This is a genomic window from Hydrosulfovibrio ferrireducens, from assembly GCF_046883345.1.
GTDB lineage: Bacteria > Desulfobacterota > Desulfobulbia > Desulfobulbales > Desulfurivibrionaceae > Thiovibrio > Thiovibrio ferrireducens.
This window is the reverse complement of sequence record NZ_JALKCW010000022.1, coordinates 256151-272187: the sequence shown is the minus strand read 5'-3', so window position 1 is coordinate 272187 and position 16037 is coordinate 256151. Positions and strand designations below refer to the sequence as shown.

Annotated in this window: 12 protein-coding genes and 1 tRNA gene; 1 reads left to right on the top strand and 12 read right to left on the bottom strand. The window is 57.7% G+C overall.

Annotation, left to right across the window (positions count from 1 at the left end; translation table 11 throughout):
* Positions 1 to 217: 217 nt before the first annotated feature.
* From MWR57_RS11475 to hpt, 5 genes are all read right to left on the bottom strand, one after another.
* Positions 218 to 3526, bottom strand: coding sequence for a hybrid sensor histidine kinase/response regulator (locus tag MWR57_RS11475; RefSeq protein ID WP_423124956.1), 3309 nt, complete (start codon positions 3524 to 3526; stop codon positions 218 to 220).
* Positions 3526 to 6189 (bottom strand): chemotaxis protein CheB, encoded by a 2664-nt coding sequence (locus MWR57_RS11470; RefSeq protein WP_423124955.1) that lies wholly within the window; start codon positions 6187 to 6189, stop codon positions 3526 to 3528. Before MWR57_RS11470 ends, MWR57_RS11475 begins: the two co-directional genes overlap by 1 nt.
* 710 nt (positions 6190 to 6899) lie before the next feature.
* Positions 6900 to 6976 (bottom strand) — tRNA-Arg (locus MWR57_RS11465).
* Positions 6977 to 7005: 29 nt separating this feature from the next.
* Complete coding sequence (gene bioA, locus MWR57_RS11460) at positions 7006 to 8358, bottom strand: adenosylmethionine--8-amino-7-oxononanoate transaminase (RefSeq protein ID WP_423124954.1); 1353 nt, start codon at positions 8356 to 8358, stop codon at positions 7006 to 7008.
* Positions 8359 to 8362: 4 nt separating this feature from the next.
* Positions 8363 to 8887 carry a hypoxanthine phosphoribosyltransferase gene (gene hpt / locus MWR57_RS11455; RefSeq protein ID WP_423124953.1) on the bottom strand — a complete coding sequence of 175 codons (525 nt, stop codon included), beginning with the start codon at positions 8885 to 8887 and terminating at the stop codon, positions 8363 to 8365.
* A gap of 180 nt (positions 8888 to 9067) precedes the next feature.
* Here hpt and rd point away from each other — a divergent pair, with 180 nt between their 5' ends.
* On the top strand, positions 9068 to 9229 hold the full coding sequence (gene rd / locus MWR57_RS11450; protein ID WP_423124952.1) for a rubredoxin: 162 nt from the start codon (positions 9068 to 9070) through the stop codon (positions 9227 to 9229).
* Between the two features lie 3 nt (positions 9230 to 9232).
* Here rd and MWR57_RS11445 read toward each other — a convergent pair whose 3' ends face one another.
* The 7 genes from MWR57_RS11445 to rpmH all read right to left on the bottom strand — a co-directional run bounded on the left by MWR57_RS11445 (position 9233) and on the right by rpmH (position 15997).
* Positions 9233 to 10774, bottom strand: a complete 1542-nt coding sequence (locus MWR57_RS11445; RefSeq protein ID WP_423124951.1) for an HDOD domain-containing protein — start codon at positions 10772 to 10774, stop codon at positions 9233 to 9235.
* A 97-nt stretch (positions 10775 to 10871) separates the two neighbouring features.
* The gene (gene mnmE, locus MWR57_RS11440; protein ID WP_423124950.1) at positions 10872 to 12278 is read right to left on the bottom strand and encodes a tRNA uridine-5-carboxymethylaminomethyl(34) synthesis GTPase MnmE; all 1407 of its coding nucleotides are present in this window, start codon (positions 12276 to 12278) and stop codon (positions 10872 to 10874) included.
* Positions 12279 to 12476: 198 nt separating this feature from the next.
* Complete coding sequence (locus tag MWR57_RS11435) at positions 12477 to 13328, bottom strand: Jag family protein (RefSeq protein WP_423124949.1); 852 nt, start codon at positions 13326 to 13328, stop codon at positions 12477 to 12479.
* Positions 13329 to 13432: 104 nt separating this feature from the next.
* Positions 13433 to 15073, bottom strand: a complete 1641-nt coding sequence (gene yidC / locus MWR57_RS11430; RefSeq protein WP_423124948.1) for a membrane protein insertase YidC — start codon at positions 15071 to 15073, stop codon at positions 13433 to 13435.
* 74 nt (positions 15074 to 15147) lie between these two features.
* Complete coding sequence (gene yidD / locus MWR57_RS11425; protein WP_423124947.1) at positions 15148 to 15411, bottom strand: membrane protein insertion efficiency factor YidD; 264 nt, start codon at positions 15409 to 15411, stop codon at positions 15148 to 15150.
* 27 nt (positions 15412 to 15438) lie between these two features.
* On the bottom strand, positions 15439 to 15825 hold the full coding sequence (gene rnpA, locus MWR57_RS11420) for a ribonuclease P protein component (RefSeq protein WP_423124946.1): 387 nt from the start codon (positions 15823 to 15825) through the stop codon (positions 15439 to 15441).
* A gap of 34 nt (positions 15826 to 15859) precedes the next feature.
* Positions 15860 to 15997 (bottom strand): 50S ribosomal protein L34, encoded by a 138-nt coding sequence (rpmH, locus tag MWR57_RS11415; protein WP_307632211.1) that lies wholly within the window; start codon positions 15995 to 15997, stop codon positions 15860 to 15862.
* Positions 15998 to 16037: the final 40 nt, after the last annotated feature.

Genomic DNA, 16037 nt, shown 5'->3' with positions numbered 1-16037 from the left:
TATTTTCCTTTTTTCAACCTTGACGGTCTCGTAATAACTGCCCTTCGACAGGCTCAGGGCGAACGGAAGCTGTCTTAACGTATTGATATTCCGTTGATGCTGAGCCTGTCGAAGCACCGGTTTGCAGCAAATTCCAAGTTGTTACGAGTCCATCACCCTTGACGGTCTTTTGAAAAGTCATCACTCCAGTGAAAATCGGAATCCGGACAACTTATAATTACCTGACGATACCGGTTTCCAGGGTAATACCGCCCTTTTCCGCCAGGGCGCTGAGAACCGCATGTGCTTTCTCATAGTCAAAGTTCGCCAGACAAACCCCGAGTTTTCCCATCTCCCCAGGGGGAAGCCCTGCCAGCTCGCTCCGGCATTCATCCAGATAGTATTCCGCCCTGCCGTCGTTCTCCGTGATATAACGGAGCAGTTGGCTCAGCACCGCTCGTGTCTTTGCCGAATCAACAGCAACAGAAGCCTGCCTGCCATCGGCGCCTGGCCCGGCCAGCGCCAGTTGCAGGGCAGCCACCAGGGTTGCCATTTCTTCGGCAAAACGCTGGAGTATCTCCCAGGTCAACTCCGGCGCATCGTTATGCCTGATGGAAGCGGCCAATTCCGCCGCGATTTCCTGAACCCTGGTCGCGCCGATGTTCCCTGCCACCCCTTTTGTCGTATGGGCAAGGCGTTCCGCCAGGGAGCGGTCCCCCGACGCAAGGGCCGACTCAAGGGCCGCAGCGGTGCCGGCCTGGTTCACCATGAACTTCCTGAGCAATTGCAGGTAGAGCTTGCCGTTGCCGTTAATCCGATACAGCGCTCGCGTCACATCAACGCCGGGAATCTCAGGAACGGCGACCTGCCCCGGTGCGCTGTTACCGCGGCAAGCAAACGGGTGCGCGTCCGCCGGGGAGTGCCGGAGATAACGGCCCATGGCCCGGAACATGATCCGCGGATCAATAGGCTTGGTAATGTGATCATTCATGCCGGCGTCAACCGTCTTCTGCCGGTCCTCCACCAGGGCGTGCGCGCTCAAGGCGAGGATGGGGAGCCCACTGAAGCGCGCATCCCGCCGGATGCGCCGGGTCGCCTCATAACCGTCCATCTCGGGCATCTGGATATCCATCAGCACCAGGTCGTAGGCATGTTCCGCCGTCGTGACCATCTCCACCGCCTCGCGGCCATTGTTGGCCACGTCTACGGTCAAGCCCGCATTCTTCAGGAGTTCGATGGCAAGCTGCTGGTTGATCTCGTTGTCTTCCACCAGCAGGATATGGGCTGGCATAAACTTGTCGGTTATTTCGCCGCCATGGGGAATTCTCATGGCAGTCGCCCGCTCTGCCGGGGTAAGGATCTCGATTATTGCGTCGAACAAAGACGAGGCGGTGACCGGCCTGCGCAGAAAATAATCCGCGCCGGCCTTCCCTGCCTCCGCCTCTCCTCTTTGCTCACCAAAAAAGGACGTGACCATAATGATGGAGGGAATGGTGTGCAGCGCCAAATATTCCTTGATGTGCCGGGCCGCCCCCACCTCATCCATCTCCGAGGTATTCCAATCCATGAGGATGAGCTTATAGGGGTCGGCGGGGTTCTGGTTCTGGATGACGGAAACGGCTTCGATACCCGAATTAACGGTATCAACCCGTGCCGGGAAACGGCTCAAGAGCTTGACCATTTTCCGTTGACTGAGGTCATTATCATCGGCAACAAGGATTTTCATTCGGTTCAGCTTCTCAGGGATGCGCGGCGGCGAACTCTCCGCGCTTTCAATGGCAAACCAGGCCGTAAAGCTGAAGACACTCCCCGTGCCAGGCTCACTTTCCGCCCAGATGTCCCCCCCCATCATCTCCACCAACCGCTTCGAGATGGAAAGCCCCAGCCCGGTTCCGCCGAAACGCCGGGTCATCGAGCCGTCGGCCTGGGTAAAAGGCTGGAAGAGCTTGGCGAGATGCTCGGAAGAAAGCCCCAGCCCCGTGTCGCGCACGGAGAACTGGAGCTTGGTTCTGCTCCCGCCCCTCTCCTGAAGAGCGACAATGAGTTCCACCTCCCCCTCCAGCGTGAACTTGATGGCATTGCCCACCAGGTTGGTGAGAATCTGACCGAGCCTAAGGGAATCGCCCACGAGCTGCCAGGGGATTTCCGGCGATACATCGAGGAGCAGCTCTATATTCTTGTCAACCGCCTTTTGCTCGACAACTGCGATGACGCTGGACAGCACATCGTCCAGGCCGAACAGGGATTGCTCCAGCTCCAGCTTGTCGGCTTCGATCTTGGAAAAATCAAGGATGCCGTTGATGATCCCGAGGAGCGAGACCCCGGAATCGTTGATCTTGCGGACGTAGCCATGCTGCTTGGGGGAGAGGTCCGTATTCAGGGCAAGAGCGGAGAAGCCGATGATGGCATTGAGCGGCGTGCGGATCTCATGGCTCATGTTGGCGAGAAATACGGATTTCAAACTATTGGCGACTTCCGCGGTCTCCTTGGCCTCCTGCAGTTGTTTATACATCTCCTCCTGAATATCGAGCAAACGCTGTTGCTCTGCTTCGACTTGCTTGCGCGCGGTGTTGTCGATGCCGATCAGCAGATAGCCGATGATTTCGTTGTGCGCGTCGCGCAGGGCCGTGACCGAGACGACCGCCGGGAAACGGCTGCCATCCTTGCGAATATAGGTCAACTCGTAAATGTCTTCGATTCCGCGGGAGGCCTTGAAGACCAAGGCCTCGAAACCCTGGCTGATCATGGTGGCAAGCGCAACGCTCAACGATTTGGCGCGCACGCTCAATTCCTGGGGATCGGAAATGTCGGCCGGGGTGATCTTGCCCACAACCTCGGCGGCGGTGTAGCCGAGCATCCGTTCCGCGCCAACATTGAAGATCTGGATAACGCCATTCGCGTCAGTGGCGATGCTGGAAAAATTTTCGCTGTTAAAAATCGCGCTCTGCAGCGCCCCGGCCTTGAGCAGCGCTGCTTCCGCCTGCTTGCTCACCGTGTCATCAACAATTGAGCAAAGGATATGCCCATCCTTGCTTTCGCTGGTGCCCACGGCGATGCTCTGCAGTTGCCCGTGGAACACCGTGCCGTCTTTTCCCTTGAGCCTGATTTCACATCGCTGCAGATCCTGTTTTTGCACAACACGTGCGAGGTGTTGCGCAAAAAGCGCCCTCCCCTCTGCCTCGGCAATAAAACGGCTAAAGGGTTTGTTGACCAACATCTGCCTCTCGATTCCCAGGAGCTGCGCGCCGGTGAGATTTACCTCCCGGATCAAGCCGTGGGCATCAAAGGTGAAATAACCAACCGGGGCAAAGTCATACAATTCGAGATACTTATTCCGCGAAAACTCAATCTCCTCCTGGGCAATGCGCAGTTCTTCATTCTGCATCTCCAGCTCGATCCGGTGCACCTCAAGTTCATGGACGAGACCCATCGTCTCTTTCGCGTTCCGGGGTGGATGCGCGGAGGCCGTTTGCGCCCGCAACAGCTCTTCCACATGGCGGCGCAACTCGGCCGGGGCCGATCGGCTCTTGTTTGTATCCATACCCATTATGTACTTCCTTTCCTCGCAAGCAGCGCCTTGAGCCGTGCATTCTCCTCGCGCAGTTCCGAGTTCGCAGTCTTAAACGCCGTGATGTCCACGAAGGTGATCACCACCCCGGCGATGACATCCTCCATGGTGCGGTAGGGCATGATGCGCACCGAAAACCAGCTCCCATCCGTGGCGGAAATCTGCTTTTCCGAAAAAGTCAGCTTCCGCAAAACCTCGCGCGCTTCTTCGGCCAGGTCAGGGTACACCAGCTTGCTCGCGATATCCGAAAGCGGGCGCCCCACATCGCCGGGGATCAGCTTAAAGATTTTATCCGCCCCGGGGGTGAAGCGCCGGACATTGAGCCTGTTGTCCAGGAATACGGTGACGATTTCCGTGCTGTTGAGCAGGTTGCGCATATCGTCGTTCACCCGCGAAAGCTCATCCATCTTGGACTGCTGTTCGGCGTTCACCGTTTGCAGCTCCTCGTTTAAGGACTGCATCTCTTCCCGGGAGGTGGTCAACTCCTCGTTGGTGGATTGCAGCTCCTCGTTGGTGGACTGCAGCTCCTCGTTGGTGGAGGTGAGTTCTTCCTGCGAGGATTGCATTTCCTCGCGGGTCGCCTGCAGTGCTTCGCTGACCACCTGGAGTTCCTGTTCCAGCTCGAGCACCCTGGCGCTGCCGGCCGGTTTGCGCCGGGAGCCGGCCGATGTTTTCTTTTCCAGAACCGTTGCCACGTCGGTGAAAACGATCATCACCATCCCCCGCAACGCCTCGGGATTTTTGACCACCTGGATGGTGAGATCAACGGCCTGTGTGCCGCCATTGGCCTCGATCTTGAGACCCTTGGCGGTGATCGTCTCCTTTTGCCGGATCGCTTTCTGGAAGGCGTTTCGCAGATCAAAGCGGAGCCCTTCCCGGGCCATGGCGAAAATATTCCAGTTGGCCTTGCCGGCCGCCGGTTCGAGATATCTCCCGGTCCGGCCGCTGACATACAGAATATCACCCAGGTCGTTGGTCAAAACGGCAGGGGGGGAAAAGTGCTGCAAAAGCAGTTGATCCGCGAGAGACTGGAGGTTGTCCGCTGGTTTCAAAATCTCTAACTCCTTGGAAATTCCCGGCCGAGGGTGGACAAGCGACGAGGCAAATGCAAGCGGCTCGGAGAGCACGGCTGATTCGTGCCGCCGAAAGAGTCGCGACTTGATGCTCAACGGCGCGAAGAGATGGGTAAAGGTGCTGACGGCTTCCGAACTTCCCAAAAACAGGATCCCGCCATGGTTCAGGCTGTAGTGAAAGAGCGGCAGAAGCTTTTTCTGCAATTCCGGCGTCAGATAGATCAAGAGGTTGCGACAAATGAGGATATCGAGCTTGGTGAAGGGGGGGTGCATGATGACGTTCTGCGTGGCAAAAGTCACCATCTCCCGAATCTCCTTGCCTATCCGGTAGCCGTTCGGTTCCTTGACAAAAAAACGGCGCAGCCGCTCGTCGGACACATGCGCGGCGATATTGGCCGGATAGACCCCCTGCCTGGCCTTGTCGATGGCGTCCTGGTCCAGATCGGTGGCGAAAATCTGCAGCGTAAAATTCTCCGTGGGCTTGATCTGTTCCAGTGCCTCCGTGAAGGCAATCCCCAGCGAATATGCCTCTTCGCCGGTTGAGCAGCCGACCGACCATGCCCGTAGCAGGCCACCGGCCGGGCGATCCGCCAAGAGTACCGGAATGGCCTCTGTTTGCAGTTGCGCCCAGGCCTCCGGATCACGGAAAAAGTTGGTTACGCCAATCAACAGTTCCTTAAAGAGTAACTCAACCTCCTGGGGATTCTCCTGCAGAAAGCGAACATAGGTGGCGATCCCTTTGATCTGGTGAATGCCCATGCGCCGCTCGATCCGGCGGTAGATGGTGTTTCTTTTGTACATGGAAAAATCGTGGCCGGTTTTGGCCCGCAAGAGAATGACGACCTTTTCCAGGGCGCTTTGCTCCTTCGCCTCCAGCGGGAGACCCTCGGGCTTGGCCACGACCAAGGAATGCGTGAGATAGTCGATAATCTTGCCGGGCAGCGCCTCCGCCGGGGCGACCAGATCGACGAGCCCGGCATCAATGGCGTTTTTGGGCATGCTGTCGAACTTGGCCGAGGCAGGTTCCTGCGCCAGCGTCACTCCCGCTTTTTCCTTGATGGCCCGCAGGCCTAGCGAGCCGTCCGTGCCCATCCCCGACAGGATGACGCCGATACTCCCATTCTGCCGGTCCTCGGCCAGGGAAGAGAAAAAGTAATCGATGGGGAGACGCAGGCCGCGGGGCGCCGTCGGATCGAACAGATGCAGCACTCCGTGCAGGATGGACATGTTTTTGTTGGGGGGGATCACATAAACGCAGTTCGGCTTCACCCGCATCCGGTCCCTGACCTGAAAAACCTCCATCCCGGTGGTGCGCTGAAGCAACTCGGGCAGGAGCCCCTCGTGGTTCGGGTCCAAGTGCTGGACGATGACAAAGGCCATGCCGCTTTTTTCCGGCACATGCCCCAAAAATTGTTCCAACGCCTCCAGCCCGCCGGCGGAAGCACCGATAGCGACAATGGGAAAGAGGAGGTTCTTGGGACGAGGGGGGGCAACAACTGCCGAAGAAATAGGGATTTTCTTGCCTTTTGCCAATGGTTCCCGTTGCTTTTTCACAACAATTCCGCCCATGTTTTAATAGTATCCGAAAAAGACGCTCTCCCTCCGACATACTCAGCGTACGCTACAACACACTCTTCCCGTGTGTGCCCAAGACAATTCTCTGACTTCTTGATGTATCTCTTGAAAATAGAGGCAAACTACAACAGAGAATTTTCCCGGATGCTTGTGAGGATCACCGGAGATATCTTCTGGTCACGGTAACTGCATTTCTGGACTCGCACTCCTTGAGGCGCGAGCTTGGAGCGCGGAAAAAACGATAGACGGTGTTGCGGTTAAGAGCTGTCAGCACACGTGCAACGTGCTGTCGTCATGACGCTTTTTTTTCATAGGACAAAGACGGGAGAAAAATAAACGAAAAATGAACTATTTTTGGCGAAGCAAGAAAGCCTGAACACTAAAATAACTTAACTGTATTTATTATTTTTTTAAAGTACCCCCCGCTTTGCCGGAGGACTCGTAAAGGTTTGACCTTTACTACAATCGTATTCAGGCTGTTCCTGTGAATGGAGCGCCTTTATTCCCCCCTTTAACAAAGGGGGGGGAGGGGGGATTTGCAGTCTGGTTCGTGCAATGCCGACATTTCAAAATCCCCCTCAATCCCCCTTTATTAAAGGGGGAGACAAATAGTGTTGCCGCCTTGGGCGGCTCACGGTTTTGTCGGTGCCTTTGAGGCGCTCCCAATAAGCCCCCCGCTTTGCCGGTGGTGACTCACTTTTTAATGGTGCGCCCGGAGGGATTCGAACCCCCGACTCCCGGCTTCGAAGGCCGATGCTCTATCCATCTGAGCTACAGGCGCACAAGCATTATTTTTGTAACCCAATCAACCTACCACCCCGCAATATTTCGCGGATCGGAAAGCACCTGCCAGGCCCGGTCCGTGATCTCGTCGATCTCAGCCAGGGTCACGGAAAGCGGCAACCAGAGGTAGATCACATTGCCAAGGGGCCGCAGCAAGAGGCCATGCGCAAGCCCGGCCAGGTAGATCGGCCAGCCGACCCGCTCCTGAAGAGCGTAAGGGGTCTTGGTATCCCTGTTCTTCACCAGCTCCATGGCGCAGATCATCCCGAGCTGCCGGAGATCTCCGACCCAGGGCAGGTCTCCAAAGCGGCGCATCCGCGCCTGGAGATGACTGATCTTGGCCGGTAGCCCGGCCATGGTCTGCTCTTCGGCAAAAACCTGCAACGAGCCGAGAGCCGCGGCGGCGGCAAGGGGATTGCCGCTGAAGGTATGGCCGTGGAAAAAGGTTTTTCCGGCGCTGTAGTCTCCATAAAAGGCCTGAAAAATCTCTTCGCTGGTCAACGTTGCCGCCATTGGCAACATACCAGCAGTCAGCCCTTTTGACAAACAGAGAAAATCAGGCGCCACCCCGGCCTGCTCCAGGGCAAACATGGTTCCGGTCCGGCCAAAGCCGGTGGCCACCTCGTCACAAATCAGATGCACCCCATATTCCCTGGTCAAGGCGGCCACCTTGTGCAGATACTTGGCCGGATAGATGATCATCCCACCGGCGGCCTGGATGAGCGGCTCGATGATCAGGGCGGCAATCTTCTCGCCTTGTTCGGCCAGAAGTTCGGCAAGCGGCTGGAGGCACTGGCAGTCGCAGCTCTCTTGGACAAGCCCGGCCGGACACCGGTAGCAGTATGGGGATGGCAGACGATGGGAAGAAAAAAGCAGCGGGGCAAAGGGGCCATGGAATTCCGGCACCCCGCCCAGGCTCATGGTGCCGATGGTGTCGCCGTGGTAGCCGCGCTCTATACCCGCCAGCCCGCAGCGGCCCGGCTGCCCAACCTGCCGCCAATACTGGAGCGACATCTTGATCGCGATCTCGCAGGCCGTGGAGCCGTTATCGGAATAAAACACCCGGGAAAGCTGGGGCGGCGTCAACCGCACCAACTGCTCCGCCAGCAAAATCGCCCCCGCATGGCTGGTGCCGGCCAGCAACACTTGGTCAAGCCGCGCCAGTTGGGAGCGGATTTTTTCCGTTATAATCGGATGGCCATGCCCATGGACAATGCACCACCAGGAGGAAATGGTATCGAAATAACGTTTCCCCTGCTGGTCGAAGAGGAAAATCCCCTCTGCCCTGTCGATGAGGAGCAGGTCGCGCTGGGCATAATCCTGCATCTGGGTGTAGGGATGCCACAGGAACCGCTTGTCTTTCTCCTGCAGGGTCAACACGGGCTCACACCCCGCTGACGAGCTTGTAAATCGCCGGGTACTGACGATGCTGTTCCGCATGGTCAAGGCCATAGCCGACCAGAAAGCCTTCCGCCACCTCAAATCCGGCATAATCCACGCTCACCTCAACCGTGCGCCGCTCCTTTTTGTCGATCAGGGCGCAAATCCGCACGGATTGAGCCTTTCGGGCCGCAAAGAGATCCTTGAGGCAGGCAAGGGTTTTGCCGGTATCGACGATATCCTCCACCAGCAACACATCCTTTCCTGCCAGCGCAAGCTCGGTGTCCTTGGTGCATTGAACTGCGCCGGAGGAACAGGTGGCGGCGCCGTAGCTCGATACCCGGATAAAATCGATTTCAAGGGGCAGCTCGATTTCCCGGACCAGATCGGCCATGAAGATGAAGGCCCCGTTCAGAATGCCGATCATAACCAACTGGCGGCCGGCATAATCACGGCTGATGGCCTGGCCAAGCTCTGCAACCCGCGTGGCGATGTCCTGCCTGGAAACCACCTCTTGCTTCTCAATCATCAACCCCTCTCCTGCAAAATCCTGGACAACGCCGGTGCATGGCGGTCTCAACGCCCATTGGCGATAAAAATCGTTGACGGTGCCCGAGTTGACCACCTATGATTAACAGATACGGCAGCTTGCCCCGGAGGGTTCGCCTGGCATCCCCATACTGGTCACAACAGAAAAAGGAGCACCGCCATGAAACGTTATGAATGTTCGGTTTGCGGGTATATCTATGATCCGGCCGTCGGAGACCCGGACTCAGGCATCGCCCCAGGCACCTCTTTTGAGGATCTGCCGGAAAACTGGTCCTGCCCCATCTGCGGCGCCAGCAAGGATATGTTCACTCCCCTGGACTAAAATCTACAGCAGGATATCCCCGGTGATGCCGGCCCACGTTTTGTCAAGCTCCGCGGAAAACGAATTGACAAATTGCGGCACGCTGACCTCCTGAAACGGGCGGTGGTATTCCTGGATCAACGCCCAGGAAAAAGAGCGCGCCGCATCTTCCGCTGTCACCCGGGGCTCCCCGAGGCAAACGCCCTTCAGGGAAGCAAAGATGTTCGCCAGATTTATCATGGCCACAGGCACCGGGTTGGTTGTGGCCTTTTCCGGCTGATGGTGGAAGTGCATCACATCCAGATACGGCTGCGGCAGGCCAATGCCTTCGGCAAGCCAGACCCCGGCTTGACCATGATCCACGCCGATATACTCCTTTTCCGCCCTGACCACATCCCGCAGTTCTTCTGAAGGTTGGCAAAACTGCGGGTAAAAATTCGGCGAAATTCCATCCAGCACCAGCATCCCCAGGTCATGAAGAAGGCCGCACAAATACAGATCGGCAGAGGTGTTTATCCGGATTACATCCCGCAACATCTCGGCAATTCGCCCCACCACCACCGCATGTTGCCAGAAATCCCTGGAAACCGAGGTGAAACCGCTGAAGGCTTGTGATGACTTGGCCGCCCTGATGGTATCGACCAGCACCTCCTGCACCTGCTTGACCCCGATAATAACCATGGCCAGCGGAACTGTGCCCACCATGTTGGCCCTTCTGAAGAAAGGCGAATTTGCGGTCTGGATCACCCGGCAGCTCAGCACCGGATCAAGGGAGATTAAATCGGCCAGCCGCCGGGTATTATCAATGCCTGCGCCGCCTTTCATCATGGCGGTCAACTCGGCGGCAACCGCGGGGTTCACCGGGAAAACAGCCTCCGGATGGACTCGAGGATGCAGCTTGGCGGGAGTCTGCCGCTGCTCCTTATCGGGCATGGGGGGAAGCGTGATGGTTGGCCTGGCCTTTTGCTCCTTCCCGGACCGCTCCGTGCCCAGGTTCGGCTTGACCGGAGGCCGGGCCGGTTCTTCTTCGGCTTGGGCCTGGACCTCATCGGAAAGCACCTTCTGCAAGATGGACGGCTTGGCCTCTTCACCATCGCGCCCGGCAACTCTTTTATTGGCCAGATCCAGTCTGGCAACCAACCGCTCGCAGAACCGCTTATAAAACTTCAGTTGCAGAAAGACATTTGAGGTGCTGACAATCTCCGGCTCAACCCGCAGGATAAATGATTCCGCGCTTGCCACCACATCGGCGGTTCTTTTTATTTCGGTGACCAGAGCCATTTCCCCGAAGCAATCTCCGGTGGTAAGGGTGGTGAGCTGAATGGGCTTCGCTTTTCCATGCAACCGTTTTTCCACCCGGACTTGCCCCTTGACCAGGATGTAAAACGCCCGTTCGGTGGTGCCTTCCTTGATGATCACCGTGTCGGGAGGAACCCGGAGCCATTTGCTGACCAGAAGGAACTGCTTGAGTTCATGGTCATCAAACCCATGGAAAAAACTCACTTTTTTCAGAAATTCAATCTGCTCGTCAAGGTCGATTTCTTTGCTCTTTTTACCTGGGGCCATGATTTTTCCTTCGCAGTTGCACTGTCGCCATTTCACTGCTGCCGTTGTACCGCCGCCGCTCCGCCACGCCGTTCCACTGCCGCTCCCGGCTGCCGGGCTATTTCCCGAGACAAAACTCCGCAAAAATCATATCCAGCACATCGTCCGTGGTCGTTTCCCCGATAATATCTCCAAGAAAAGCCAGCGCCCCCTGGAGATCAATGGCCAGAAGGTCGGGCGGCAAATCCGCGCCCAGCCCCTCGCCAACCTGGCGCACCGCGCCAAGGGCCCGTTGCAGGGCAACGGCATGCCGCACATTGGGTGCGGCGACCCCAGGCTCCTGGAGGCCATGGCCGCCGGTGGCCGCCCCGTAAACAGCATCCTCCAGCGTGCGGATGCCTTCCCCGGTCGTGGCGGAAATGGCGACAACCGGCACCCCGGGAAACGCTGCTTCGTAATGGGCGCAACTTAAGGGGAGAGCCCTGTCGATTTTATTGACCACCACCACGACCTTCTTGTCCGCGGCCACCTGAAACAGGACGCGATCCTCGGAATGCGGCCCCTCTGCCCCGTCAAGAACCAGCAGGACCAGATCCGCCTGCTCCAACTTTTGCCGTGCCCGCCGGATGCCGATCTCCTCCACCGCTTCGGAGGTTTCCCGGATACCTGCCGTATCGACAATGCGCACCGGCACCCCTTTGATGTCCAGGCACTCCTCGATGGTGTCCCTGGTTGTGCCGGGCAGCTCCGTGACTATGGCCCGGTCTTCCCGGAGAAGACAATTGAGCAGGCTGGATTTACCCACATTGGGCCTGCCGAGAATCACCACGGAGATTCCCTCCCGGATGATTTTCCCCCCCTCCGCCCTTGCAAGCAATCGGGACAAAGGCTCTGCCGCTTCCAGCACCAGCCTGGCCTGCAGCGCTTTGGTGTCAAGGATCTCCACCTCCTCATCGGGGAAATCGATGGCCACCTCCATGATAGCACGAACCGCCACCAGCGCGTCACGAATTTTCCAGATCTCTCCGTGCAATCCCCCCCGGAGTTGGCTCACCGCAAGGCTCGCGCCCTCTCGGGTCTTGGCGCGCAACAGCTCGGCAACCGCCTCGGCCTGGGTCAGGTCGATCCTCCCATTGAGAAAGGCACGCTTGGTGAACTCCCCCGGCTCCGCCAGGCGGGTGGCGGGGAAGGTCACGATCAGGGCGAGGATCTCCTGCAGCAGCAGATAACTGCCGTGGCCGTGGATCTCCACCACATCTTCCCTGGTGTAGGTCTGCGGCGCCCGCATATACACGGCGAGCACCTCGTCAATCGCCAAGCCTGTTGTGGGATGGACGACAGCGCCGAAATAGAGCCTGTGGCTTATGATTTTTTTGGGGGGATTTTTCGGTTGAAAAAGCTGCTGAAGGATTGCGTGGGACTGGGGGCCGCTCACCCGGATGATGCCGATGCCGCCGGCGCCGGGCGGCGTCGCAATGGCGGCGATGGTCGCCTCGTTGAAATCCGGGAAATCCGGCGTTGCCATACGTTTCTTGCCCTATGAAATTCGGCGGAACAAAAAGCTTGCCCACCCCTCGGCACGCTGTCCGTGCTTACAATCGCGGGAAAACCGAGTTGTCGGCGTCACAGCCCCGACCGCAAAAAATGTTGCTCCGAAACCCTTTGCCGCCGGAGCGCGAACGCTCTTCTGGAAACCGCGCTTTCGCGCCCGTTTCCAGAAGCATCATTCCGGGCTCTTTTCCGCGGTTTTCTTTTTTCTTGGCGCGCGGCGCCGCCCTTTCCCGGGCAGATAGATGAGCACCTTCTTGAACAACCCCTCTCCAACGCTGCGGCTCCTGATCTCGGTATCGTCCTGCAGAGCCATGTGCACCATGCGTCTTTCCGCCGGGTTGATGGCGGGAATGGTTCTGGTCTTCCCGGTTTCCTTCACCTCCTGGGCCAGACGCAGGGCCCGCGCCTGGAGCTCTCCCATCCGGTTGTCCCGGAATCCTCCGGCATCGAGGGAGAAAAGAACCTTCTGCGGGAATTTCCTGGTGATGATCTTGCGCATCACATACTGCATGCTGTCAAGGGTCTGTCCCTCCGGGCCGACAAGAATATCGACAAAATCCCCGGCAATCTTGGCATGGACCTTGTTGTTCTGATCCTGGGAAATGCTGATTTCCGAAGAGCAAGCCATGAGATCCAGAATCCTGGCAAGGTCCGCCCGGATTGCCTCCATCTCCTCGGGGGTGACAGGATCGCCGACCGCCTCCTCCTGTTCATCGTTTTCCGCGGGCTGTTCCACCCGGGCCTTGGGGACAGCGGGCTTTTTCTCCGAAACAGCCCGTTCGGGCCTGGCCTTGGGCGCACTCGCCTTTTTCTCCGGGGCCGGTCGTTTTTGCTCGTGGCCGCCCTCTTTCTTGAGCGACACCTGCACCGCCGCCTTTTTTCGGCCCAGGCCGAAAATACCGGTGGAGCCGGTGGAGATTATGCGGATATCAAGCTCTTCCCGCGGCACATTCAGCGCGGCGCAGGCATTGCCGATCGCCTCTTCAACATCCGTTCCCTTATATTCCATCTTGGCAGACGACATCGTGTGATTCCTCCATCTCAGGCCACATTCTCCGGCGGCCCGACGTCTTCTCTTGGCGACTGTGGCAGGGGCTGCCCCTTGCGCGCTCCTTAACTCAACCCGCTCTACGCGACCTCATCCCGGTTCACGAGATACTGCTGGCCAATGGAGAGCAGGTTGTTGACAAACCAGTACAAGACCAGCCCGGAAGCAAAATTGAGGAACATGAAGGTGAAAATGACCGGCATGAACATCATGACCTTCTGCTGGGTGGGATCCCCGGTGGCCGGGGTCATTTTCTGCTGCAGAAACATGGTTGCCCCCATCAGCAGGGTCAGCACCGGTATCCCTCCGAGAAACGGGATATCAAAGCCGACCGACAACCGGTCGGGGGCGGCCAGGTCGGTGATCCAGAGGAAAAAAGGCGCGTGCCGCAACTCGATGGTCTGGAGCAGCACCTTGTACAGGGCGAAAAACACCGGAATCTGGATGACCATGGGCAGACAGCCGCCCACCGGATTTACCTTGTAGGTCTGATACAGCTTGATCATCTCCTGCTGCTGCATCTGCTTGTCGTCCTTGAATTTCTCACGCAGCTTTGCCATCTTGGGCTGCAGCTTCTGCATGGTCTTCATGGACTTCATGCCCTTCTGGGAAACCGGCCAGAAAAGCAGCTTGATGAGCACCGTCACCAGAATGATGGCCACGCCGTAATTGCCCACATATTTATGGAGAAAATTGAGCAGATAGAGGGTCGGCTTGGCCATCACGTCAAACCAGCCGAAATTGATGCTGCGCTCCAGCTCGTGGCCGGCTTCCTTAAGCGCCCCCATGGTCTTGGGGCCGAAATACACCGAATAGGTATACTGCTGGCTCTGCCCGGGCTGGATGACATCGCTGGCTCCAGCCAGCACCGTGGTCACCCGGGTTTCATCCTGCAGGGAAAAATGGGCGGTGTGCTGTTCGCCGGTGCGCGGCACAATGCCGCAGAAAAAATAATTGTCCTCGTAGGCTGCCCAACTGATCTTGCCGGTGAAGCTCTTGCTTCCCTTTTTCAGATCGGAGGTCTTGACTTCCTCCAACACCCCGTCGTACACGAGAGCGGGTCCAACGAAAACCATCTGGCTTTCCTTGACAAACGGCCGGTTGTCCAGGGTCAGGTACGGCGCTCCCTGCAGGGGGGTGGCCGTATTGTTCACCACATCAACGGTCAGCTCCAGCAGGTACTGCTGATCCACGAACCGCAAGGTGCGAACAATCTCAAGGCCGGAGGGCAACTTGCCCCGCATGGTCAGCACTGAGCCGCCATCTTGCCCCTCTTGGAGCGGAGCAGCCTCATAGACCACCGGAGGGATGCTGCCCGGCTCAATCCCCCAGGAAAAATTCAAAGGGAGATTGTCGCCTTCCTTCGGCCGCAGCATTTCTTTATCGCCGGAATCCTTGGCCAGATCCTCGCGGTAATTCTTCAGGCGAAAACTTTTCACCATGCCGCCGGTTTCCGTGACCACCGCCGAATAGAGGCTTGTCGTCACCGGGATCTCACGCCCTACTCTGCCGGCACCGCCGGCGGGCTGGGCAGCCAAAAGGCTTGCCGCGGCAACCGGCGGTGCCGCCGCAGAGGGTTTTTCTTCTGACTTGCCGTTTTCAGGGGAGGAGACAACGGTGCTTTCCGTGACCGGAGGAGGGGTGGGAACAAAAAAATACTGATAACCAAGCAAAATGGCCAAGGAAAGGAAGATGGCCAAAAACATTCTCTGAGTGTCCATGAAATCGATCCTCGTCAGGCTCTATTAGTTGGATGCAGGCCTGAAGCACCCGGGCAACACCACCTGCTGTCGCCTCAAAAAGGTTTGTCCACCGGATCATAGCCGCCGGGATGAAAGGGATGGCAGCGGAGAAGGCGGCGCGTGGCAAGATACAGACCACGAACAGTCCCGTGGAGGGCAAGAGCCTCTATGGCATACTGTGAACAGGTGGGAGAAAAACGGCAGCTCGGCGCGAAAAGTGGAGAGATGCACAACTGGTAACACCGTATCAGGGCAATGAAAATTCTTTTCACATCCAATCCTGATGGTCTCGTAAAAATGTCGGGAACGTGCCGCATCCGGAAAATATGGCGACCATCAGAAAATCACGAGACCTTCAACGCCACTACGCCCGAGCCTGCTCCATTGCCGACCGCTTTACGCCGGGCGAGAAGCGCGCCAACCGCCGCCTCGACCTCCTGCGGGGAGTTGGGGGTAAATCCGGCCCGCACGGCAAAAACCACGTCGGAGAAAGGCTCGATAAAATCTCGATTATGACGAAAGAATTCCCGGATTATCCTCTTGATCCTGTTTCGCTGAACAGCCTGCCGTACTCCGTGGATACTTATGCCCAGCCTGTTGCCCGCACCGCTGTTCGGCGCATGGATCACGGTAAAGTTCTGACCGCGCACCCGTTTTCCCTGCTCATACACCATTCTGTATTGCCAGGGCTTGACCAGCAGCATGGCCTTGGAGAGGGGCAGAGCTTTCATTCGACGCGAACGGTGCTGTTTTTCCGGAGAGAAACTACACGGTCAGCCGCTTGCGACCCTTGGCCCGGCGACGGTTGATGACGGCCCGCCCGTTCTTTGTCTGCATTCTGGCCCGAAAGCCATGGGTGCGGTGCCTTTTGAGGTTGCTCGGCTGAAAAGTTCTCTTGCTCATGATCGTCTTCCTTTTTCTCTTCTGTTAGGGCCTCTAGGGG